This window comes from Flavobacterium chungbukense, from assembly GCF_020805785.1.
In the GTDB taxonomy this organism is placed as follows: domain Bacteria; phylum Bacteroidota; class Bacteroidia; order Flavobacteriales; family Flavobacteriaceae; genus Flavobacterium; species Flavobacterium chungbukense.
On sequence record NZ_JAJGZV010000001.1, the window covers coordinates 1,004,353 to 1,029,051 of the forward strand.

Annotated in this window: 15 protein-coding genes; 6 read left to right on the forward strand and 9 right to left on the reverse strand. The window is 33.4% G+C overall.

The window, feature by feature from the left end:
- Window positions 1-10 precede the first annotated feature (10 nt).
- From LL966_RS04120 to LL966_RS04150, 7 genes are all read right to left on the reverse strand, one after another.
- Complete coding sequence (locus LL966_RS04120; RefSeq protein ID WP_229350461.1) at window positions 11-3,013, reverse strand: SusC/RagA family TonB-linked outer membrane protein; 3,003 nt, start codon at window positions 3,011-3,013, stop codon at window positions 11-13.
- 216 nt (window positions 3,014-3,229) lie between these two features.
- Window positions 3,230-7,321 (reverse strand): two-component regulator propeller domain-containing protein, encoded by a 4,092-nt coding sequence (locus LL966_RS04125; RefSeq protein WP_229350463.1) that lies wholly within the window; start codon window positions 7,319-7,321, stop codon window positions 3,230-3,232.
- A gap of 131 nt (window positions 7,322-7,452) precedes the next feature.
- Window positions 7,453-9,042, reverse strand: a complete 1,590-nt coding sequence (locus LL966_RS04130; protein ID WP_229350465.1) for a DUF4955 domain-containing protein — start codon at window positions 9,040-9,042, stop codon at window positions 7,453-7,455.
- Between the two features lie 234 nt (window positions 9,043-9,276).
- Window positions 9,277-10,461, reverse strand: a complete 1,185-nt coding sequence (gene uxuA / locus LL966_RS04135) for a mannonate dehydratase (protein ID WP_229350467.1) — start codon at window positions 10,459-10,461, stop codon at window positions 9,277-9,279.
- 117 nt (window positions 10,462-10,578) lie between these two features.
- Window positions 10,579-11,391 carry an SDR family oxidoreductase gene (locus LL966_RS04140; RefSeq protein WP_229350469.1) on the reverse strand — a complete coding sequence of 271 codons (813 nt, stop codon included), beginning with the start codon at window positions 11,389-11,391 and terminating at the stop codon, window positions 10,579-10,581.
- Window positions 11,392-11,513: 122 nt separating this feature from the next.
- Window positions 11,514-12,176 (reverse strand): bifunctional 4-hydroxy-2-oxoglutarate aldolase/2-dehydro-3-deoxy-phosphogluconate aldolase, encoded by a 663-nt coding sequence (locus tag LL966_RS04145; RefSeq protein ID WP_229350471.1) that lies wholly within the window; start codon window positions 12,174-12,176, stop codon window positions 11,514-11,516.
- A gap of 3 nt (window positions 12,177-12,179) precedes the next feature.
- Window positions 12,180-12,629, reverse strand: a complete 450-nt coding sequence (locus LL966_RS04150; RefSeq protein WP_229350473.1) for a YhcH/YjgK/YiaL family protein — start codon at window positions 12,627-12,629, stop codon at window positions 12,180-12,182.
- Between the two features lie 185 nt (window positions 12,630-12,814).
- Here LL966_RS04150 and LL966_RS04155 point away from each other — a divergent pair, with 185 nt between their 5' ends.
- Entirely contained in the window at window positions 12,815-13,819 is a 1,005-nt protein-coding gene (locus LL966_RS04155; protein WP_317207122.1) for a substrate-binding domain-containing protein, read from the forward strand.
- 257 nt (window positions 13,820-14,076) lie between these two features.
- On the opposite strand, the gene LL966_RS04160 is transcribed toward LL966_RS04155, so the two are convergent.
- On the reverse strand, window positions 14,077-15,246 hold the full coding sequence (locus LL966_RS04160) for a DUF4861 family protein (protein ID WP_229350477.1): 1,170 nt from the start codon (window positions 15,244-15,246) through the stop codon (window positions 14,077-14,079).
- Window positions 15,247-15,445: 199 nt separating this feature from the next.
- Between LL966_RS04160 and LL966_RS04165 the strand changes: the two genes are divergently transcribed.
- Both LL966_RS04165 and LL966_RS04170 read left to right on the forward strand, forming a co-directional pair.
- Window positions 15,446-16,105: an HAD family hydrolase gene (locus LL966_RS04165; RefSeq protein WP_229350479.1), complete on the forward strand. Its 660-nt coding sequence runs from the start codon at window positions 15,446-15,448 to the stop codon at window positions 16,103-16,105.
- 180 nt (window positions 16,106-16,285) lie between these two features.
- Window positions 16,286-18,211: a metallophosphoesterase family protein gene (locus tag LL966_RS04170; protein ID WP_229350481.1), complete on the forward strand. Its 1,926-nt coding sequence runs from the start codon at window positions 16,286-16,288 to the stop codon at window positions 18,209-18,211.
- A gap of 269 nt (window positions 18,212-18,480) precedes the next feature.
- Here the strand turns inward: LL966_RS04170 and LL966_RS04175 are convergent, their stop codons facing one another.
- Window positions 18,481-19,545, reverse strand: coding sequence for a phosphatidylinositol-specific phospholipase C1-like protein (locus LL966_RS04175; protein WP_229350483.1), 1,065 nt, complete (start codon window positions 19,543-19,545; stop codon window positions 18,481-18,483).
- 262 nt (window positions 19,546-19,807) lie between these two features.
- On the opposite strand from LL966_RS04175, the gene LL966_RS04180 reads away from it, so the two are divergent.
- The 3 genes from LL966_RS04180 (at window position 19,808) to LL966_RS04190 (ending at window position 24,698) form a co-directional block, all read left to right on the forward strand.
- The gene (locus LL966_RS04180) at window positions 19,808-20,332 is read left to right on the forward strand and encodes an RNA polymerase sigma-70 factor (protein WP_229350485.1); all 525 of its coding nucleotides are present in this window, start codon (window positions 19,808-19,810) and stop codon (window positions 20,330-20,332) included.
- An 83-nt stretch (window positions 20,333-20,415) separates the two neighbouring features.
- Window positions 20,416-21,339 carry a FecR family protein gene (locus LL966_RS04185; RefSeq protein WP_229350487.1) on the forward strand — a complete coding sequence of 308 codons (924 nt, stop codon included), beginning with the start codon at window positions 20,416-20,418 and terminating at the stop codon, window positions 21,337-21,339.
- Window positions 21,340-21,413: 74 nt separating this feature from the next.
- On the forward strand, window positions 21,414-24,698 hold the full coding sequence (locus LL966_RS04190) for a SusC/RagA family TonB-linked outer membrane protein (protein ID WP_229350489.1): 3,285 nt from the start codon (window positions 21,414-21,416) through the stop codon (window positions 24,696-24,698).
- Window position 24,699: the final 1 nt, after the last annotated feature.

Consider the following 24,699-nt stretch of genomic DNA (forward strand, 5'->3'; position numbering starts at 1 on the left):
TTTTACTAGATTAAAATTTAAGGTTAAATCCGAATGTAAATGTTCTTACGTTTGGATATCCGCCATAATCTAATCCTAAATTGGTGTTACTTCTTGAGTTAGTATCGTTTAAGTAGTTTGTTTCAGGATCTGTTCCTGGATAATCGGTAATGGTCCAAAGGTTTTGAGCACTGATGTAAAAACGAACTTTACTTAATCCCATTTTTGAAACAATTTTTTCATCCAAGCTGTATCCTAAGGAGATGTTTTTTAGACGAATATAACTTCCATCATAAACAAACCTAGAAGTAATTCTTTTCGTCCTAGCAGCATTTATAGGAACATTAGTATCGGTATTTGTTGGAGTCCAGGCATCTAAAACTTCTGTTGTAGCATTGTTATTTCCAGAAGCCAGTTCCATTAAAGTATAGTTTAAGATTTGACCTCCTTGAGAACCTTGAAAAAAGATATTTAAATCCAGATTTTTATAAGTGAAATCATTATTAAACCCGAAAATGAAATCTGGATTTGGGTTTCCGATAATCGTTTTATCTTGCGAATCTAATTTACCGTCTCCATTTACATCTCTGAATTTTTCACCTCCAGCAATAGTTTCAAAATTTCCAGGTAAAACAGCTTCTCCTTGTTGAATTACGCCATCATAAATAAATCCGAAAAAAGAACCAACTGGTTGTCCAACTCTCAAAATCTGAGATTCAGTTGCCAAAAAGTGGCCAGGAGCAGAGTTGATCAAAAGGTCTTTGTTATCTGCTAACTTTAATACTTTGTTTTTGTTTGATGAAATATTAAAACTTGTTGACCAAGTAAAATCGGCACCGATAAAGTTCTTAGTATTAATACCTAATTCCCAACCTTTATTTTCTAATTCACCCACATTTTGAAGCTGAGAAGCAATTCCAGAAACTCCAGGAAGGGGTCTGTTAAACAATAAATCTTTGGTAATAGTTTTGTAATAGTCTGCTGTAATGCTGATTCTATTATCAAATAAACCTAAATCAATTCCGTAATCCTGTTGATATGAAGTTTCCCATTTCAAATTCGGATTATCTAAAGAAGTCAATTGAACCGCATTTACAATCACGTCACCGCTGACATCATAAATTTCAGAGAATCTAGAAAGTGTAGAGTAAGCGCCGATTGATGGATTTCCTGTTGCTCCGTAACTGGCTCTTAATTTTAGGTTTGAAACCGTTTTGCTGTCTTTTAAAAAGTTTTCTTTACTAATATTCCATCCAATTGCTCCTGAAGGGAAAGTTCCATATTTGTAATTTTTACTAAAGCTCGAAGAACCGTCTCTTCTCGCCGTAAATGTTAGCAAATATTTGTCATCATAATCAAAATTCAATCTTCCGAATGCAGAAATTAATTCAGTTTCAGACAAGTTAGAATCTGGTTTTAAGAATACCGTTCCAGCTCCTAAATTTCTATACGAATTGGTGTTCGTTAAAAATCCTCTTGAAGCAGCATACGAACTTTCGTTTTTATTTTTTTGGTATGAATATCCTCCAAGAACAGTCAAAATTCCTTTTGAGATAATTTCACGTTTGAAAGTCAGATAATTCTCTGTCAAGAAAGAAGAAAATCTCGTATTGTTTACAGAAGCTTCACCTTTAATGTTTTTTCCAGCAATCAAAGTCGAAGGAATAAATCTACCCGTTTGCGAATTATTATCGGTCAAGCCTAAAGTTGTTTTAAAATCTAAATCTTTTGTAATTTGATATTGCGCAAAGAAATTATTTCGGTTTACGATAGAAACTGTTTCTAAAATATTCTCCATTGCCGTTGCGTACGGATTATCAATATCATCTCCAATTGGAGCGGTTGTAGTGTACGTTCCGTCGGCATTATAAATTCCTTTATCAGGCATAAAACGGTAGGCAGCGGCAATTACACCTGCAGCACCAGTTCCTCCAGCTCCAGTCTGGCTAATAATTCCTTCTTTGTTTTGTTTGCTTGTAAAATTGTTCAAACCAACTTTTAATTTAGGAGACAGATTCGCTTCAAGATTAGCAACAATGGTATATTTATCGATTCCAGAATTGATCACAACTCCATCTTGGTTAAAATACGTTCCCGAAACATAATACTTAATATCTTCTGAACCGCCAGAAAATGATAATTGCGTATTCGAAATCATTCCATCACGATAAATAATATCTTGCCAGTCTGAGTTTGCCGGACCTTGTGTATGCGTGGTAAAACTTTTGCGGTAAGCAGCAAACTGATCAGCATTTAATAAATGCAGTTTGTTATTTACAGATTGTACAGAAGTTGAATTACTGAACTCAATTACTGGTTTTCCTGGTTTTCCTTTTTTAGTCGTAACCATGATAACTCCGTTTGAACCTCGAGATCCGTAAATTGCAGTTGCCGAAGCATCTTTTAAAACCTCAATAGAAGCGATATCTTGCGGCGCTGGCATTGCAACTCCTGCAAAACCATCAACAACAATAAGAGCATCACCGCTGGCATTGATAGAAGTTCCTCCACGAACTCTGATCTTTACAGGAGCGCCTGGTTCTCCACCATTATTTGTCATTACCGAAACCCCCGCTGCACGGCCTTGTAGAGCTTGTTCTGCATTTAAAAGTGGATAAGCAGTCAATTCTTTTGCCGTTACAGAAGAAACAGAACCTGTAATGTCACTTTTTTTACGCGTCCCGTAACCAACTACGATTACTTCATCAAGTGCTTTGGTGTCCGGTTTTAAACTTACATTGATTACAGTTTTGTTTCCAACCGGAATTTCAACGGTTTGAAATCCGACAAAATTGAAAACTAAAACAGCATTTTTTTCTCCTACAATGACCGTGTAATTTCCGTCCATATCGGCAGAAGCTCCGACAGAAGAGTTTTTGATATAAACATTAGCACCAGGAAGTCCGAGTAAATCTTCGCTGGAAGTTACTTTTCCAGTAACTTTTCGTTCCTGTGCATTCATCATAATGTTTACCAGTAAAAAAGAGACTAGCAAACACCATTTAAACGATTTGTTTTTTTGGTCTGTAAACATTCATTTTTTGGTTTTAAGGTTAATAAGTTAGATAAAGTAGAAAAGCAATAAACTCATTCCGATGATGATGATGACAAATAGAATTTGCAGCAGTAGGAAGTTTGTTTTTTTGATTTTCATATCGCAAATGTAGAAGCCAAAAAAGAAACAGAAATACAAAAAAGGGTATCTAAAAATACAGATACCCTTTTTTAAGCCTTTAAAAATAAGGAATGTTTAAAATGTTGCCGAAGATTTATAAAATTTGTCGGCGTATTGAGAAGGAGTTTCGCCATACTTTTTCTGAAAGCATTTGCTAAAGTATTTCGGATTGTTAAAACCAACTTTATAACTAATTTCTGAAACGTTCAATTTGTTTTGTTCTAATAGTTGAGCGGCGCGTTTTAATCTTATTTCATGAATAAATTCATTTGGCGTGCAATTGGTCCAAGCTTTGATTTTTAAAAATAGCATTGTTCGGCTGACACCTAATTCGGAACAGAAGAACGGAATATCAAATTGTTCGTTGGAAATGTTTTCTTCTACAATTTTGAAAGCTTTTTTTAGTAACTCTTCATCTAAAGAAGAAACGGTAATTTCTGAAGGAATAAAACTGTCTTCGCTTGAAAACTTGATTTTTAAACGTTCTGTAGTGTTCAAAAGATTTTTAACTCGAAGCCTGAATTCCATTAAATTGAATGGTTTACTGATATAATCATCGGCGCCGCTTTCAAGACCTTCAAATTTATAAACTAATGAAGATCTGGAAGTCAGTAAAATAACTGGAATATGACTGGTTTTGATGTTTTCTTTAATTTTAGAACAGAGCTCAGTTCCAACCATTTCGGGCATAATCACGTCGCTGATAATTAGGTTGGGAACAAATTTTAATGCTTTTTCTAAAGCAATTTTTCCATTTTCGGCTTCAATAATGTTATAGTCTTTTTTGAGAAGGTTTTTCATGAATTTTCTCAAAACCTTATGATCCTCAACAAGTAAAATGGTCTGTTTTTCTTCATTTACAATTAAATCTTCAATGTCATCATTTTCAACAATTTCAGAAGTTTCCAATTGAGCAGAATATTGCTCAATATCGTCACTGATTTTAAAGTCAGTAATAATTTCACTATCCAAAAGATGTTCGCGACCAAGCGGTAAAGTCACTTTAAAAATCACACCGCCAGTTGGTTTATTGGTCACATCGATTTTTCCTTTATGAAGCTCGACAATGTTTTTTACTATCGAAAGCCCGATTCCAGTTCCTTTATTGTAATTTTTCTGAACTTGATTGTGTGTCGGAACTTCAAAAAACAAATCAAAGATCTTATCGATATGTTCTTCAGAAATACCAACTCCTGAATCTTCAACAGCAATAAAAAGATGCTGCTGATCGTGATTTATTTTAATATGAATAGAACCTCCTTTTGGAGTGTATCTAAAAGCATTAGAAATCAGATTATAAAATACGCGTTCGAGTTTGTAACGGTCAAAATAAACCAGAATTTCTTCGTTTTGAGTTTCAAAAGTATAATCGTAACCGCCGTCTTTTGCATATTCGATAAATGATAAAAAGATTTCTTTGGTAAATTTGACAATGTTTCCGTTTGCCGATTCCAGGGCAACCTGATGATTTTCTAGTTTTCTGAAATCCATTAAACGATTAATCAAACTTAGAAGATGATTGGCACTTCCTTCAATAACCAAAAGCTTTTTATACATTTCGTTTGTACCATTATAATCAGCTAAAATTTGCTGTAACGGACCTAAAATCAAAGTCAACGGCGTTCTGAATTCATGTGAAATATTGGTAAAGAAATCTAATTTTAATTTGTTATTTTCTTCAATTCGTTGCGTTTCCAAATATTCCAGTTCCAGTTTTTGCTTCAATCTGGCTTTCGATTTCATAATCCAAATTAAGCCGTATAAACCTAAACCAATTACAATTCCGTACAATAAAAATGCCCAAATACTGCGCCATGGAGCTGGATTTACAATTACGGTTAATGTTGTGGGAGTCTGATTCCAAACGCCATCATTATTAGCACCGCGAACTTCAAAAGTATACGTTCCAGGGTTTTGAATCGCAAAATTGGCTTCGCTATTTTTGGTCGTCGTCCAGTTGTTTTCTAAACCAACCAAACGATAACTGTATTGATTATTTTTCGAACGAATGTAATTGGGAATTGCAAAGTTTATCGAGAAATTTGCTTTGTCGTAATCTAAAGTAATGGTGTTGGTAAAACCGATACTTTTTTCCAAAATTTCATCTTTATCATGCGCATTAATGATTTCGTTTTTAATTTTTAAATCAGTAATTAAAACCTGTGGAGCATAATTATTTAAGGAAATTTTTGAAGCATCAAAAAAGGTAGCGCCAGAAGGACTTCCAAAATAAAACTGATTGGAACTTACTTTTAAAGCAGAATTATCATTGAATTCATTACTTGCCAAACCATCTTTCTGATCATAAATAACGACTGATTTTTTAGATTGATTGTATTTTATAATTCCCTGATTGGTACTGATCCATAAGTTTTTAGCATCGTCTTCTAAAATAGAATGAATAGAAGTAATAACGGTATTTCCGACTTTTAGATTAATTCTATTGAATTTTTTTCCATCAAAAACATGAAGTCCTTTTGCTTTTGTTCCTACCCAAATTTTATTCTGAGAATCTTCAAATAATGTTAAAATATCATCACCAGACAAAGCTGAATGATCGTAAAAGAAATGCTGTATTTGATAGTTCTTCGGATTAAAATTTCGAAGCGAAATACGATTTAACCCATTTTGTGTTCCAAGCCATATTGAATTTTGTTTGTCGATCAAAATACTGCGAACCATATTATTGGTTAAGAAAACTGGTTTAGAAGTATCATTTCCAATAATTTGGAAGGTTTTATCTAATGTGTTATAACGAATTAAGCCTTTGCCAAAAGTTCCAATCCATAAAATTTTGTTTTCAGCTTTAAGTGAATAAACACCGCTTTCTTTTAATAATTCAGTTAAATCAGCTGCAATTCGGTTGTCTTCAATTCTTTTTGAAACCGTATTGTAAGCCGATAATCCTTTAGAAAATGTGCCAATCCATAAAATATGATTGTCAGAAAGGCACATAGCTTTGATGTCATTTTTATTGGCTTGTCCTGTTTTGCTGTTGATGTAGCTTACAGATTCATTATTTCTGTTGTAAATCGTAATTCCTCCACCTTCAGTCCCAAAATAAATATTTTGGTTTTTATCAGCAATTATCGAACTAACCACATCAAAACTCATCGGAATCTTTTTTGATGTTTGGTTGTAATTTGAGAAATTAACATTAGAAACATCCCAAAGATTCACGCCTTTGTAATAACAGCCAATCCATATAGATCCTTTTTTATCCATAAAAACCGACTTTACTTTGTCGATTCCGTTCGCGTTATTGCTATTATTGATTTTTTGAATACTTTGATCTTTTCCTAAAATATAAATTCCGTCATAAGCGCCAACCCATAAAGAGCCTTGATTGTCAATTACTAATGATCGAATATCAGTATTGATTTCGCGGTATTTTTCAGCGGTTAAAAAAGAAACAAAAGCTTTTTCTTTTTGATTGAATTTAAGAAGTCCTTTATTTTTTGTTCCTACCCATAAACTACCATCTTTATCTTCAATAACCGATTGAACATTTAATAAATCTGTTGCATTTAAAGGATAATTTTTAAAGGATAATTTTCCATTTTTTCTATTCGTTAATTGACATAAACCTTTCGTAGTTCCAATCCATATTTCTCCTTTTTGGGTCTTTAAAATACTAAGAATATTATTGCTTGGAAGAGTTGAAGCATCATTATCTGAATGGAATACGGAAGTAAATAATCCTGATTTTTTATTTAAAATGGTTAATCCTTTTGAAGTTCCAAACCACATTTCGCCATCAATTTCTCGAATACTCCAAACAGCGTTATTACTTATGGTGTGATTGGCTTTGGTATGAAGATATCTTGTAAAACGATTTGAAATTGGGTCATAGCAATTCAGTCCGTTGTAAGTTCCAACCCATATTTTTCCCGAATTGTCTTCTTCAATAGCCAAAATATCATTGTTACTGATAGAAAATTTATCGTTGGCATCATTTCTAAAAACAGTAAACCGACTGCCATCATATTTGTTTAAACCGTCACGCGTACCAAACCACATCTGCCCAAATTTATCCTGATGTATGGCAATAACAGAGCTTTGCGAAAGCCCGTCGGTGGTAGAAAAATTTTTAAGACGGTATTTATTTTGGGAAAATAGATTTCCACTTATAAATACTAAAAATAAAAGAGCTATTTTAAATTTCATAGCGCACGGGTTTATATTGTGAATTTATTCTCTCGCAAAGTCGCGAAGACGCAAAGCAATTAACTTAAAAAAAACAAAACTTTGCGACTCTGCGACTTTGCGAGATTATAACTTTATGATGAGAAAAAAACTTACTTCAATCGTTTTTTCAATTGATAATCGTACAAAGACTGAATTCTTTCTATTGGCGTATTCAAAAATTCAATATAAGGATCGATGTCGTATTTGATTTCAAATTTTGCATTTCCATGAACACCAATAATCCGTGCCAAAGCACCGTCTTTCATTCCGTACAATGAAATTGGTTTTGAGGCATCTGGATTTTTAACTTGAACATTTAAATTCCAAAAAGTGCTGAAAGGTCCGTGCGATGGTTTCCAATAATCTGCGCCGCCGCCGCCAAATAATAGGTAGCTATTATTTTTGTCAGGTGTAATATGAACGATAATATTATCAAATAAATTTTGATGATTTGCTCCCGAATGCTGATCTAAAAGTGCATCGTCAAAAATTTCACAATTTTGATATACATTTTTAGTAGAAAATGTATTGAAACTCAAAGGATGAACCGCCTTGTTGTAGATTTTTAAATTCTTAACTAAAACATTATGAACGCCTCCCAAAGTTACGGTATAATGTGACAAATGTGGTCCATCGGTTGTAATATCTTGAATAGTAACATTTGAAACTTCTTCCGCTAGAATTCCGCTGTCGGCGTTGGTAATTTTTACATCTTTGACCCAGCTGTTAAACAAACGAGTTAAGAAAATTCCATTATTTCCAGGTTCGACATGATGTGCAACTCTTGGAATATCAGGAAAGGTAAAACGAAGATGTTCGATTCCCACTTCATTTAAGTGTTTCCATTGTACTAATTGTGCCTGATAACTAGGTTTGATCGAAATGGTTAAAGGTGTTTTTAAAGTGATTTTTGACCCTGAAATTTTAACAATTTCTACTTGCTGCCTCACAATCGGTAATTTTGGAAATTTCCAATGATGAGAACCAGGTTTAACGTTGGCGCCTTGATATAAATCTTTGATGATTTCGCCATTTTCGCCCTCTTTATTAAACAACTGCAATTCGACAACATCGCCAACTTTCAAGCCTTTTACGTCTGAAACATTGATGATATGTTCGCCCATTTTTCCAGAAGTGACTTTTGCTAACGGATTAGATTCTGGTTCATATTTATCCAAATACGATTTTACACGCTCACCGGGAACCTGTGTCCAGATAAAACCTCCCGACCATGCATATTGCGAGAAAGGAAGATCAATATTGTTTTCAGTTTCGCGTTGTCTTTTGTCAAATGTGTTTAAATATTCGCGTAGTTCTGCCAGAACTTCAGAATCTTTAAGATACATCATTGGTCTCGGACAATAGATTTCAGTTCCGTTTTCACCAGAACCTGCACCGCGAAGAACAAAATTGCTTCTTTCGATATATAGAATATCACTCAGAATGATTTTTCCTGCGGGTAATTGCAAAATCACATTTCCTTCAACAGCATTGGCAGCTTTTAATGCTTTTAATAAAGCTTTTGAGTCGTCAAGATTGTCATTTGCTTTAACGCCATAATCTACGGCATTAATAATTTTTCCATTTGATTCTAAAATCTGGCTTTCGCCGAAATGATAGCCAGCGTAACTGAAATCTGGAAGATAATTTGTTTTTGAAGTAATAATTTTAGGTAATTCCTGCGCCAATATGGTATTCATAAAAAAGCCACAGGAGAGGATAATGGTTTGGCGAATCATGGTTTTGTGGTTGTTTGTGGTTAGTGAGTTTTTTTGATTTGCCTCTAAGGCGCTAAGGCGCAATTTTTTTATTTCACGCAGATTTAAAAAGATTTAAGCAGATTCATGCAGATAATTTATTCATTTAAAATCTGCTAAAATCTGCCTAATCTGCGTGAAAAAATACTCGAGTCTGAACGTCTTTACAGCAAAAAATTATAAAGATCGTTTAATCCCTAATTCTAGTCCGCGTAATTCTGCAAGACCTCTTAAACGGCCAATTGCAGAATAACCTGGATTTGTTTTTTTCTTCAAATCATCCAACATTTGGTGTCCGTGATCTGGTCGCATTGGTAACTTGTTGTTATTTCTTTTTTCAACTTCCAAAATCGCTTTTACGACTTCGTACATATCAACATCACCTTCAAGATGGTTGGCTTCGTAGAAACTTCCTTCTTCATCGCGTTGCGTGCTTCTTAAGTGAATAAAATTCATTTTATCGCCGTGACGTCTCACAATTCCAGGTAAATCATTATCAGCTCTTACACCATAAGAACCTGTACACATTGTAAATCCGTTTGATGGAGAAGGCGCAGCATTCATTAATTCTACTAAATCTTCCTCAGTACTAACCACTCTTGGCAAACCTAGAATAGGATAGGGCGGATCGTCTGGGTGAATAGCCATCAAAACGCCTTTACTTTCTGCAACTGGAATAATTTCTTTTAAAAAGTGAAAAAGATTGTCCTTTAAAGCTTGTCTGTCAATATGATTGTAAGCACTTAATGTAACTAAGAAATCCTCAACTGAATAGGCTTCTTCAGCTCCTGGAAGTCCAGCCAAAATGTTTTGTTGCAATTTTACTTTATCTTCAGCAGTCATTGCTTCAAAATAGCTTTTTGCTTTTTGAGTCTGTTCTGCAGAATATTCTTTTTCTGCTCCAGGTCTTTTTAAAATATACAATTCAAAAGCAGCAAAAGCATTAATGTCAAAACGTAAAGCTTTCGAACCATCTTCAACTGTGTATGATAAATCAGTTCTTGACCAGTCTAAAACCGGCATAAAATTGTAACAAACGCATTTAATACCGCATAAAGCCAGATTGCGAATGCTTTCTTTATAATTTTCAATGTATTGAAGATAATTTCCAGTTTGTTTTTTAATGTCTTCATGAACTGGAATACTTTCTACAACCGACCAAGTTAAACCTGAAGCGCCTTTTTTAGGATCGCCGTCTTGGTGTTCAATTTCAACTTTTCTTTTAATAATTTCATCAATACTCCAAACTTGTCCGTTTGGAATATGGTGTAAAGCGGTTACAATTCCGGTTGCTCCAGTTTGTGCAATATCTTGTAAAGAAACAGGATCATTTGGTCCGAACCATCTTAATGTTTGTTCCATTTTTTATGATTTTAGTTCCTGCAAGGTTTTTAAAACCTTGTAGGTTTGTTTTAAAGTTTTTATTCTAAATTATTTAGACCTGCAAGGTTTTAAAAACCTTGCAGGACGTGAGGAATCTTAAATACTTGTAGCGGCAAAACCACCGTCAACTTTTAACGTAATTCCAGTTACGAATTTTGACATATCGCTACATAAAAATAAAAGCGCACCGTCAATATCTTCTGGCGAACCAAATCGTCCCATTGGCGTGTGGTCGATAATTTTTTCTCCTCTGGGAGTTAATTTTCCTTCTGGAGTTAGTAGCAAAGCACGATTTTGTTCTCCAATAAAAAATCCTGGAGAAATGGCATTTACACGAATTCCTTCGCCATATTTAGAAGCCAATTCAACCGCCATCCATTGTGTGAAATTGTCAATTGCTGCTTTTGAAGCCGAATATCCAACCACTCTTGTTAAAGGTCTTTGAGCAGAAGCCGATGAAATGTTGATGATATTTCCCGATTTCTGCTTTGCAAAAAGTTCAGCAAAAACCTGAGAAGGAAGCATTGTTCCAATAATATTCAAGTCGATAACTTTTTGCAAATCATCACTTTTCATATCATAAACGGCTTGATCTGGCTGAATGGTTGCTCCAGGCATATTTCCGCCCGCGCCATTTATCAGAATATCCAAACGGCCGTATTTTTCAACGATAAAATCTCTAACTTTTTCTATTTCTTCTTTGTTTAAAACATTTGCCTGAACCGCAAAGCCTTGTCCGCCATTTGCTTCGATTGCTTTTACAGTGTTTTCAGCTTTTTCAAGAGATTGCGAAACGATTCCGACAATAACGCCTTGTTTGGCTAAAACATTGGCAAAATTGCTTCCTAATACTCCAGCACCGCCAGTAATCAGTGCAATTTTTCCTTTTAGATTGAATATTGAATCCATTATTTAATATTTAAAATTCAATACTTTAAAATTCCAAATTCCAATTTGGAAGATAAAGTATGGTTTTGATTTAGTAATATATTTTTAAATTTTAATTTTAATTGAAATTTGAAATTTCAAGATTAACCTCTTATTGTTTCAATCAAATCCAAAACTCTTTTAGTCTCTTTTTCAATTGTATCGTAAGCTTCGTAATTCATTACTTCTTTGCTAATTAATTTACTTCCCATTCCAACAGCAGAAACTCCTGCATTAAACCAAGTTTCAATACTTTGTCGGGTAGTATCTACACCACCGGTTGGCATGAAAGTTAAATTTGGAAAAACATCTTTTATTCCGCTCATAAAATCGGGTCCTAAAATGTTTCCTGGAAAAAGTTTAATGAATTTTACTCCAGCATTTTCAGCAGCAATAATTTCTGTTGGCGTCATGCATCCTGGTGCGTACAAAACTTCTTTTCCTATTAAAAAAGAAGCTATTTCAGGAACAAATCCTGGACTGATAAAAAAATCAGCTCCAGCTAAATAATAAGTTTCAGCCTGCGCTAAATTTTTGATAGTTCCGATTCCTAAAAGCATTCCTGGCATTTCAGCATTTCGTAATTCAATCATTTTTTTGAAATTCGAAATAGCTTCTGGACCACGGCTTGTATATTCTACAGCTCTAATTCCAGCATTATAAAGAGTTTTTAAAACAGCAATACTTTTGTTTTCATCGGCATTAAAATATAAAGGAAGCATTCCTTGTTTTACAATAACGTCAATGGAGTTCTGAATGGTACTCATAAATTATATTTTTACTTTAATTACAATTTTCTTCAAAAGACCTTCTCCGATCATTGCGGTATGCACGTCTTCTGGAAATAATATTGCGAATTGTTTTTCTTGCAATTGAAAAAATGTGTCTGGTGCATCATGAAAAAAACGAACATCTCTTTCGTCACTGTATTCTCCATTCGGATTCACGCATTTCTCTCTTGGTTTCCATGCAAAAGTTTCAGGACCTTTAATCGAAATCTGTATGTCGATATTTTTATCATGACATTCAAATCCTTTAACGGCTTCTTCTTTTGTATTTCCTTCTCCAACAATTACAATCAATTTTAAACCTTCACCGATTTCAAAAGCACCTTCGGCAAGATTGGCAATATCATTATTGCTTACATAATCAAAAGCTTTTTTGAAATTAGGATGCAAACCGTAGTATTTTGCTGCATTTTGTAATGAATCTAGTATCATTTTCTATTGCTATTATTTTGGATTTATAGTGTTATGTGTATATTTGCGTGTGCGTACACGGTGTTTTTACAAATGTATGTAAATTGTACTGTAAAACAACTTATTTTTACTAAAATAAATTAATTTTACCGCACTGCTTTTATTTTTTTAACTTAAAAAGAATCAATATCATAACGATTAAGAAAATTGCCGAATTAGCAAATATTTCGCCAGGAACTGTGGATCGAATTATACACAAGCGCGGACAAGTGGCTCAGGAAACGGTTGATAAAGTCAATGCGATTATAGAAGAATTTGGTTATAAGCGAAATATAATGGCCAGTAATCTGGCATTAAACAAGAAATTTCATTTTGCCATTTTTCTTCCAAAATCAGAAACATTAGAATATTGGAAAAGTCAGATTGACGGAATTGAAAAAGCGGCTTTAGAATTCAGTAAATTCGGAATTGTTTTAGATTATTTTTTCTATGATTATAATCTGGCGTCTTTTAAAGAATCTGCAAAAAAAATAATGCAGTTTGAATGTGATGGATTGTTGTTTGCACCTATTTTTTACGAAGAATCTGTTCAGTTTTTAGACGAATACAAAAAGAAGAATATTCCGGTTGTCATGATCGATTCGAATATTTCTGAAAAAAATGAGTACGCTTATGTGGGACAAAATGCTTTTCAGAGCGGTTATTTGGCTGGAAGACTAATCAGTTTTGCGGTTAAAAATGAAAGACAGATTTTGATTTTTAAAATTACACGCGAAATTGAAAGTACTTCTGTTTACTTGCAGCGTATCAAAGGATTTTATTCATATTTCAAAGATCATGATGAATTGACCAATTTTAAGTTTTCAGAGGTTACTTTAAAAGACTCTGGAATTGATCAATTGAGTATGGAAATGTTTTTGGGTGTGAACAGTGTTTTTGTCCCAAATTCCCGAGCTTATATTGTGGCTGAATTTCTAGAAAAAAACAAAATAAAAGGTGTTAGAATTATTGGTTTTGATTTACTAAAAGAAAATATCGAGTACTTAAATAAAGGTGTAATTGATTTTCTAATCAACCAAAGACCCGAAGATCAAGGTTATTTGGGAATCAATTATTTATATAAAAAACTGGTTCTTCAAGAAGAAACAGAAAAGATCCATTATATTCCGTTAGAGATTATTTTGAAGGAGAATTATTTTCCTGCGAAATAATATTCTCCTTACTTCTAAAGTTTAGTTTGTCATTTCGACTGAAAGGAGAAATCTCACAAGATATTCCGCAAAGAAAATTGCCAATCGTTATCGAGTTTCTAGTGTGATTTCTCCTTTCAGTCGAAATGACAAAACAAACATAGCCCGTGGTTTCAACCACGGGAACGCAAAGAATAATCACGATACGTTTCCCGTGGTTGAAACCACGGGCTATGTTAAAAAACTTTCTTTCTTAGCGCCTTCGTGGCAAAAAAAACTTATTTCTTAACCTTCACAACCAAAGGATTATTTATTTTCTCAGCAAAAGAACTCAAATATTTTTCCCATTCTTGTTTAGTTTGAAACGGACTTCCTTTTTTCCATCCAAAACCAACATAATAAATTGCTTTATTGTTTTTTACTGAAATGTTTCCATAAAGATTACTCAAATCTTTTTCTTCGGTAACATGATTATCAAAGCTTATCAAAGTATTTTTTGCAGCAACTAAACCTGTTCCAATTTCAGAATCATCGATTGGTTCCCAATAACTCAACCAGCCTTCTTTTATATTTGTTCCGATTGTTCCTTTTTTATCGTGAAGTGTTAGTCCAGCAGCAATCGTTTTTGTTCCTGTAATATTAATTTCGAAACGAGAAAGCTGACTTCCATAATCTAAACTAATCAATTTAGATTCGGTTATTTTATTGCCTTTTGCATCCCAATCAGCATAAGTCAAAATAAAACTAGTTCGAATTGGTCCAGTTGTAATGGTTTTCCAGCTGATAAAATTCTTCGAAAAATAGTATTTTCCATCGATATTTACTGCAATTCCGCCAACGCCTCGGCTGTCTCCAACGTGAAAATTATCTAAACCTTCGCCTGTATCTTTATGATAAGTTCCAGTTCCGTTTGTTGCTTTTTCATACCATTTATTGATAACTGGATAATCGACTCTTTTCAGCCAGGCATCTATTCCGCTGGTCAAAGTCCCGCCAGCAATATTGTCTTCGACCATTTTTTGTGCCACAGGACCATACGTTCTAAAAGCGACTTTGTTGTTTTCCCAAGCATAATCATCTGTGCGTTCGGGAACAAAACGAGAATAGCAGTTTATAATTTTTGAAGCTGAGGGATTTGTTCCAACAAAAACTTCAAAATCTTGTTTTGATGAAGCTTTTATTTTGGGCTGAAACAAGAGCAAATCGGCTGTACCATCACCATCATTATCTACCGTTTGTGTTTCTAAAAAACTAGCACTGCCGATTTCCTTTACAGCATAAATTTCTAGTTTAGCAGTAGAACCTAATCCAAGAGAATTTTTAGTCAATTCTATCGTTTCATATTCTCTGTCAACTGGCAGATTATTTGAAATTGTTATGATTTTATTTTGTGAAATGGCAACAGATGTACCAGTCAAAATAATGATAAATAAAAAATATTTTTTCAAAACGTGTGGTTTAGATTTTATAAAATCAGTTAAATAGTATCGGATAAAAGTACAAATCAAAAAGGAAATGAAAATACAGAATAGGTATAATTCTGTACAGATTGTTGAAAATCAAAATGTAAACTTTAGATTTTTGAATCGGTTATTTTTTTGTAAATTTCATTTCTTATCTTTTATGGAAAAAGTTACTTCTAATTAAATGAAAATCAGAAAAATGGTGAAATGTATTATTTTCGATTGCGACGGAGTTTTAGTCGATACAGAAAAAATTGGTAACGGGATCTTACTTGCAATGGCACAAGAACATGGTTTTGAAATGGAATTGGAAGATGCATATCGCCATTTTAATGGTCGTAATTTGAATGATTGTTTCCGTCATATTGAAGAAGCAATCGATCAAAAACTTCCTGAAAATTTTGAATCCGAATACAGAGAGAAAAGTTTTGAAGCTTTTAAAACGCAAGTAAAACCAATGGAAGGTGTACTTGATTTTATTGAAAATATAGAAAAATTGGAAATTCCGTATTGTGTGGCTTCGAGCGGACCAGTCGAAAAAATACGTTTAAATCTAGGAATTGCAGGTTTGTTGGATAAATTCGAAAACAAACTATTTAGTTCTTACCAAATAAATAGCTGGAAACCAGAACCGGGAATATTTTTGCATGCTGCTAAAGAAATGGGTTTTGATGTAAAAGATTGTATTGTTTTAGAAGATAGTAAAGCTGGCGTAAAAGCCGGAATAAGTGGTGGATTTCAAGTATACGGTTTCGCAAACGGATATAACGATGAAGATTTAAAAGATGAAGGCGCTGTTCTTTTTAGCTCGTATAAGGAATTAACTGCTATTCTTGGTTTTTAGTTTGTTTTTTAAAAGTGGTTTTAAAATGTTTATAGGTGCATGTAGATTTTGTAAATCTCATAAACATTATCATTCAATAACAATATCGTAAACTCGTTTCGGTTTTAAATTGATAAAATTGCGGTCAATTAAAAGTTCCAAAACTTCTAATAAGTCCCCAATTTATTAAAGTTAAAACCTATGAATTCAAAAATTACTTCACTTTTTATAATATTCTTTTTTATTGTTTTCAATTGCAGTATTTCGGCTCAAAAAACAAAAGACCTAAACGGAACACAAATTGCATTTTTATCTGATGTTCATTTACAGGATTTGTTTGGCGGATTTTCAGATTCCGATTACAAAGGCGTTCTGAATCCAAAAACGGGGCAATATGCTTTGGTGCGAACCATGTCTTCGCAGCTGCATTCTACTCGAATTTTCAACGAAAACTATTTTGCTTTTTTAGCGGCTTTAGAAGATATCGCTAAACGAAAAATCAAATACGTAGCACTTCCAGGAGATTATACAGATGATGGACAGCCCATTCACGTACGAGGATTAGCAAAGATTTTAGAACAATACACTCAAAAATACGGAATAGAATTTTTTATTACTACAGGAAACCACGATCCCGTTGGTCCTTTTGCACAAGAATCTGGAAAGGAAGATTTTTTAGGAAAAGATGGTAAAAGTCAGCCCATTTATAGCAAAGACGGTATGTATAAGCCAAACTTAACTATCGAACAGCCTGTTGTTGTGACGGCCGATATTGCTAAAATGGGTTATTTAGGAATTACAGATCAGCTCAATAATTTTGGTTTTCATCCAAACAAAAAAAACAAATTTTGGGCGACTCCTTTTTCCAATTATTCAAGTGAAAATTACACATTTGAGAGAGCTTTAGAAAGCGCAAAATTAGCTAATCGAGTTTATCAAGTAGCGCCAGGTTACGAAGTTCCAGACGTTAGTTATGTTGTAGAACCTATTGACGGACTTTGGTTGATGGCAATTGATGGCAATGTTTATATTCCGAAGAAAACCGATAGCGATCCTAAAGACTCTAAAAGTTATTCGGAAGCGAGCACAGGTTACAATAATGTGCTTTCGAACAAAAAACATTTGATTAAATGGGTACAGGATATTTCGGCTGAAGTCAAAAAACAGGGAAAAACTTTAGTGGCTTTTAGCCATTTTCCGATGATTGATTTTAATGATGACGCTTCTACAGAAATAAAAGAATTGCTTGGCCCAAACAAATGGCAGTTAAATAGAGTTCCTGTCGAAGAAGTTGCGCAAGTTTTTGCAGATGCAGGTTTGCAGATTCATTTTGGCGGACACATGCATATTAACGATACGGGAGTTAGAACTTCACCGAAAGGAAATACTTTGGTTAATATTCAGACGCCATCGCTTGCGGCTTATATTCCGGCGTATAAATTATTGACATTGAAGAAAAATAATGTTGTAGATATTCAGACTATTACAATTGATAAAGTTCCGAGATTCGATGAACTTTTTGATTTGTATAAAATGGAATATCAGTTTTTAGAAAGCCAGAATTCGAAAGATATTTGGAATGTTGATATTTTGAAAACCAAAAACTATCACGATTTTACCGATTTTCATTTGAAGGAATTAGTGCGTCTTCGTTTTCTAAAAGACGATTGGCCTTCTGATTTTGCCACTTTTTTATTGAATATTTCTGCAAAAGATTTATTGGTATTGGCAAATATGAATTCGGATAAAGATTTTGATTTTATTTTGAAAAACAAAGAACAGTTTCAAAAAGAATGGAAGGAAGGCGAAGCTAAATCAGAGCAAATTTTAATTAAAAATAAACTGAAGAAAGAAGATTTCAATTATACGGGAAATGATCTTTTGATCGATTTTTATCGTTTTAGAAGTGCAGATGAATTGGCATTTGCAGATGTTACAGAAAAAAGAGCTGCAACTTACAAAGTTTTATCAAAGTTGTTTTTAGAATCTAAAGATGAACCTTCGAAACCTTTGCAGAAACAAATGAAATTATTCTTTACAATCTTGAATAAATTCATGCATGAAGTTCCTGCAGATCATTTTACGGTTGATTTGAAAAGTGGAGAAATTAATCGCAAAGAGCGCTAATTTTTTTACCGCAAACCACGCCATTATAAAAGTAACGCAAAGAGCACAAAGAATTAACGCAAAGTTCGCTAAGATTTTTTAATTTAAGATAATACTCAAAAGCAAGGTTCGCAAAGCTTTATCATTTAGCTTTGCGAACTTTTTTATTTTATAAAATATCACTTAAAACCTTCGAGAACTTTGCGTAAATTCTTTGCGCTCTTGCGTTAAAAATTATTATTGTTTTACTTATCGGCAATAACCTGAAACTTAAAACTGAAACAAAAAAACTATTTTCCATTCACAGGATTATTTCTCACATAACTTCCATCATCATATTTAATTTGGTACGAAGAATTGAAGAAGGTACTAGGTAAATAATAATCTGTCGTGATGATTTGTGCACCTGATTTTTTAGCCGCTTCAAAATGAGAATAATCGTTGGCACGAGCTTCTTTGGTATCAGAATCGGCACGGGTTCTTATAATGTATCCTTTTTTAACTAAATCAGTAATTGTTGGATCCTCGGAATTATTTCTAAATAAAGCTGCAGCTTCTGCTTTTCCTGGTTCTGCATTAATAAAAACGGCGCGCCCTTTAAGCGACGGATGATTTAATGCGTACAAATCTCTTTTTGCGCCATTGTTATCTAAAAGAAACAAAAATTTTCCTTTGGCTTCTTTTAAGGTTGGCCAATTATTATTTAAAACGGCTTCTTCCAATGTTTTATATTTTCCGCGAACCATATCTGGCGTAATCAGTTTGTTTTTTCCCAATTCTTTTCGAATGACTTTATCCATTTCGTCAAAAACTGCAACTGTAAAATCTTCTGGTTTTGTTCCGAAGAAATTGGCATCGCCATCTTTTGGTTCTAAAGTGATAAAAACTGGAACATGTCCTGGATTGGCATCTGACCATTTTTTCAATTCCTGAAGACAGATTTCGAAAGTGTAGGCAGAAGTTCTAAAATCGATATCTGGCATATGAAATACTTTAAAACCTGTTTTTTTCATTAAACCATTTGGGTCGTAAACTTCTTCAGATTTGGCAATGTCTAAACCTTTTGGATGCGCATATTTTCCGCCTTTTGCATCTGCAAAAATGTCAATTTCAAGATTGCGTAAACCTTTGTTTAATTGATCGGTAATACTAATATGTGTGTATTGCAAACCTTTAAGAGAACGAGAAGTATCTCTGGCTTGAATTAAATTGTACAGATCGGTTTCAATAGCATGACGGTAACTATTATGCGATCCGATAACCTGAATCTGATTGATTTTAAGATTGTCGTTTTGAGCCTGAGCTCCTAAATGTGCCGCTCCGGCAAGAATTAAAGTGAACAAAAAATGTTTCATGATTTTAAAATGTAATTGATACTATTTGACAGGGACGCATCAATAGAAATTGCATTTTGAAAGTTACTAAGTTAAATCTAGTCTTTGGTTTTTATGTTAGATAAAAAAAAAGAAATCGCAAACTGATTGCCGAGACCATCCCAAAAAAGTAGTATTTCTGCATCAAACGTGTTTATTTATTAATTTAAAGATAACATTGCCACAAAAAATATTGGCTTTTCATTTTATTATTTTACCGTATTAAAAAGCCTGTATTTACTTTATGAATAATCCTGAAATTTTTGAAAAAACGTATAACGAATATTGGAAGAAGCTCAATGCCTTTTCTTATACGATGACTCAGGATAAAGACTTGGCACAAAACATTGTTCAAGATGTTTTTGTCGATTTATGGGAAAGAAAAGAAGAACTGAATATTAATGCGATCGAACCTTTTTTGTTTCGTGCAGTCAAAAATCAGGTTTTCAAACATTATCAAAATAACCGTTTTGATAAGACTATTTTAGAAGAAAAATTTGAAGACTACATTATAGATAATTTTTCTACGATTGATCCAGAAGTTATGGATCTGCTTTATGCTGCATTAGATAAACTTCCAGAAAAAAGAAAAGAAGTTTTATTAATGTATAAATTTCAAGACATGACAATCGATCAGATTGCAGAAGAACTTGGAATTTCGAAACAAACCGTAAAAAATCAGATTTCATCGGCAGTAAAACAACTTCGAGAAGGCTTAAAAGACTTGGCTTGGCTAGCTCCATTTATTATTTTTAATCAAAAATTTTAAGATAACTTTCGCTTGATGTTTTCATAATATTTGGCGATAGTACGATTTCAAGTTTCTAGTACTTATCTATAACAATAAGTATTATGATAAAAAGAATTAAACATAGTTTAGAATATTTGCTTGATAAAAGTTCGCGAGAAAAAACTTCAAGAGCAGAAGAAACTTTATTAAATGATTTTGCTTTTAGCGAATATCAAAATTCAAAATGGGATGAAAGTATATTGGGAAATCCAGAAGACGCATCTCAGAATATTTATGACCAAATTCAACTTAGAATAGGGAAAAAGAAAACTTTCAATCCTTATTTAAAATATATGGCAGCTGCCAGCATTCTTTTTCTGCTTGGTTTAGGATTTTTCTTGAGACCAAATGTTTTAAACCAAAAACAAATCACATTTAATACTTCATCGATTCCCAAATCTATCCAATTAAGTGATGGTTCGAAAATTTATCTGGCAGCAAACTCATCATTTCAGTATCCTGAAAAATTTGACGGCGATCAAAGAACAGTTTCTTTAGTAAAAGGAAATGCATTTTTTGAAGTAGCAAAAGACAAACAGCATCCGTTTATTATTCATTCTGGCGAAATACAAACTAGAGTTGTCGGAACTTCATTCCACATTCAATTATCCAAATTAAACTGTAAAGTAATTGTGGTTACCGGAAAAGTAAATGTTTCAGGAAAAGGGCAAAGTGTCGATTTAGTTCCAAATCAAGAAGCGTTGTTTGAATCTCAAAAACTAACTAAACAAATGGCCGAGAAAGCTTTTTTGGTGAATTGGTATAATGAAGATGTAACGCTCGATCAAACCACATTAAGACAGGTAATTACCATTTTACAATATAAATACGGAGTATCATTTCAATACAATAATGAACACGTATTAGCAACGCCGTTAACGGTATTCATTAAGAAGGACGCAACATTAGAAAATGTTTTGGAGCAAATCAATTATATCACAAACTTAAAATTCAAAGTCTATGGCGAAATAGTAAAAGTAGATTAAACATAAAAAAAGCAGTTGCGGGAACAACTGCCATTAATAATTAAGCATCGTAAAAAAAAACAATTACTTAAATCATGTATTTTAAACCTTCTTATTTAAATCTAAAAAGTTTTGTCTTTTTATTTATGGCTTTACTGGCTTTTCAGAGCGGTTACAGTAAAACTAATGTATTAAAAGAGTCAAAAATAAAAAATAAAATAGAAAAAGCTACCCTTGTTTCTATTTTTTCAAAATTAACACAGCAAACCAATTATAAATTTAGTTACGGTCAAGCCATAATTGCTGACAATACGGTTTATACAGTAAATTATAATGGTGAATCTGTTACAGAAATTTTAAATGATCTTTCTAAAAAAGCCAATTTCAATTATAATATTAATGGAAAGTTAGTTTTAATTCAGAAAACAGCTGCACCAAAAGCAACCAATAATAAAGCAGTTGACAGAATTAAAGTAAAAGGAAAAATTGTTGACGAAAATAATGTTCCAATTCCAGGTGCGACTATCAAAGAAACCAGTACTTCAAATTCTGCTGTTACTAATTTTGATGGTGAATTTGAACTAACAGTTGGCGAAGGAAAAACAATTGAGGTTGCTTATATGGGGTATAAAACAAAAACACTTCCTGCTGTAACTACTTTTATGACCATTCAGTTAGAGCCAAACACATCTGAACTTAATGAAGTTTTGGTTGTTGGTTACGGAAAACAATCTAAAAAAGATGTTACTGGAGCCGTTACGCAATTAGAAGCTGGAAGCTTTAAACAAGGTGTAAGTATTTCTCCAGATAATTTAATTCAAGGAAAAGTGGCGGGTGTTCGCGTTGTAAGTACAAGCGGTGAGCCGGGAGCTGGAGTAAATGTAACAATTAGAGGAGTTGGTTCTATCAGAAGCGGAAGTACGCCTTTGTTTGTTGTCGATGGAATTCCGTTGTCTAATGACGATGTAAGTCCTTCTGGAACAAATGTTGGTTTCGGAAGTTCTCAAGCTAAAAACCCTTTAAACTTTTTGAATAATAGTGATATCGAATCTATTACCGTTTTAAAAGATGCATCTGCTTCTGCAATATACGGAGCTAGAGGTTCTAACGGAGTAGTTTTAGTTACAACTAAAAAGGGAGCAAAAGGAGATGGAACTTTGACTTTTGATTCTTCTTTAGGAATTTCTACGGTAGCAAACAAATTAGATGTTTTAAGCGCTGGAGAATACAGAAATGCAATTAAAGATAAAGCTTTTGATCATGGTGGAAATACAGATTGGCAAGATGTAATTTTTAGACAAGCCGTTACAAAAAGCAATGCTTTGGCTTTTTCTAAACAAACGCAATCAGGAAGTTACTATGCATCTGTTTCACAATTAGATCAGGAAGGTATTATTAGAAACAGCAACTTTAAGCGTTTGACTGGAAGAATTAACGCTGCTGAATCATTTTTGGATGATAAACGTTTGAAATTGAAATTTAATCTTACTGCCAGCGAAACTAAAGATGACGGAGTTCCAACGAGTGATGATGGAGGTTCTAACGGACAATTATTGGTTCACACTTTAATGGCAAATCCAACAAGATCTGTTTTTGATGCCAATGGAAATTATACCAATTTTAATATGAATGCGCACTACAATCCAGCGTATTTGTTAAGCATTTATACCGATCAAACTCGTACTTTAAGAGTTTTAGGAAATTTTGAAGCTTCTTTGAGAATTGTAAAAGGATTGGAGTATAAATTGAATTTGGGTATTGACCGTTCAATGTCAGAAAGAAATACTACCATTTTTCCAAACTTAACTGACTTGAATCCTAAAGGGAAATATGTTCAAAACAATTTGGATTCTAAAAACTCTTTAGTTGAACATTATTTGACTTACAATTTAAATTTAGATAAACATAAAATTGAAGCTCTAGGTGGTTTTTCATATCAAAAATTTGAAAGATCCGGAACAGCTTTTAGTATCGACGGAATTTCGCAGCAAGGAGTTGGCGTGCCACCTTCAATCAATCCTGGATTTGCAGGAACTCAATCTGGAACAACTGGTTACGCTCAGGAAAATGAGTTGCAATCTTATTTCGGAAGATTGAATTATAGCTTCGACAACAGATATCTTGTGACAGCTTCTATGAGAGGTGATGGATCGACTCGTTTTGGTAAAAACAATAAATACGGTTATTTTCCATCATTTGCTTTAGGATGGAATATCGCTAATGAAAGTTTCTTGAAAGAGTCAGCTACATTGCAAAATTTAAAATTGAGAGCGAGCTGGGGACAAACAGGAAATCAGGAAGTTGAAAATAAAATTACGCAAGCAAGTTATTCTTTATCAGGAGCTGACGGATATTATTTGTACGATGATTTGAATTTGGTAAATGGTGTATCTGTAAATAGAACTCCAAATCCTGATTTAAAATGGGAAGTCGTAACGCAATATAATTTAGGTTTAGATTTCAATTTATGGAATGATGCATTGTACGGAACATTAGATTATTTCAATAAAACAACTACAGATGCCATTTTGAATGTTCCTTCACAAGCTTTAAGTCCGACAACTACAATCTGGACTAATATCGATGGTAAAATCATCAATAAAGGTTTTGAGTTTATGTTGGGATCAAAAATCGTAAACACGAAAGATTTTACTTGGAATGTAGACGTAAATGGTGCGACTTTAAATAACAAAATTGAAGATCTTCCGGTTTCAGAAATTTTGACAGGAACCATTTCAGGACCTGGACAATCTGGCGTAAATGCAAATATTTACAAAAGCGGATATTCTGCGGGATCTTTCTATCTATTAGAGCACACAGGTTTTGATGCCAACGGAGCAAACGTTTTTAAAGATCAAAACGGAGATGGTAAAATTGATAATAGTGATAGAATTATTATTGAAGGCGCTCTTCCAACTTTCTATTACGGATTGAATAGTGATATGAGATACAAAAACTTTACATTCTCATTTTCTATCATAGGACAAACTGGTGGTTATTTGTTGAATAATACAGGTTTGAATGCTTTGAATATTAACAATTTAGCTTCAGATCGTAACGTTGCAACAGGTTATTATGAGTCTGGCGCAAATCCGACGAACTCACCAATTTTATCCACTCTTTTCTTAGAAAAATCAGATTTCATTCGTTTAAATACAGCTCGTATTGGTTATAATTTCGACTTAAAAGGATTGAACTGGATCAACGGATTAACACTTTACATTACGGGACAAAATTTACTTACGATTACAAATTACACCGGTTACGATCCGTTAATCAACAGTCCGAAATCAAACGGTGGAAATCAATCAATTGGTATCGATTATGCAAGTTATCCAACTTCTAGAACATTCAGTTTTGGAGCAACTTTAAAACTATAAT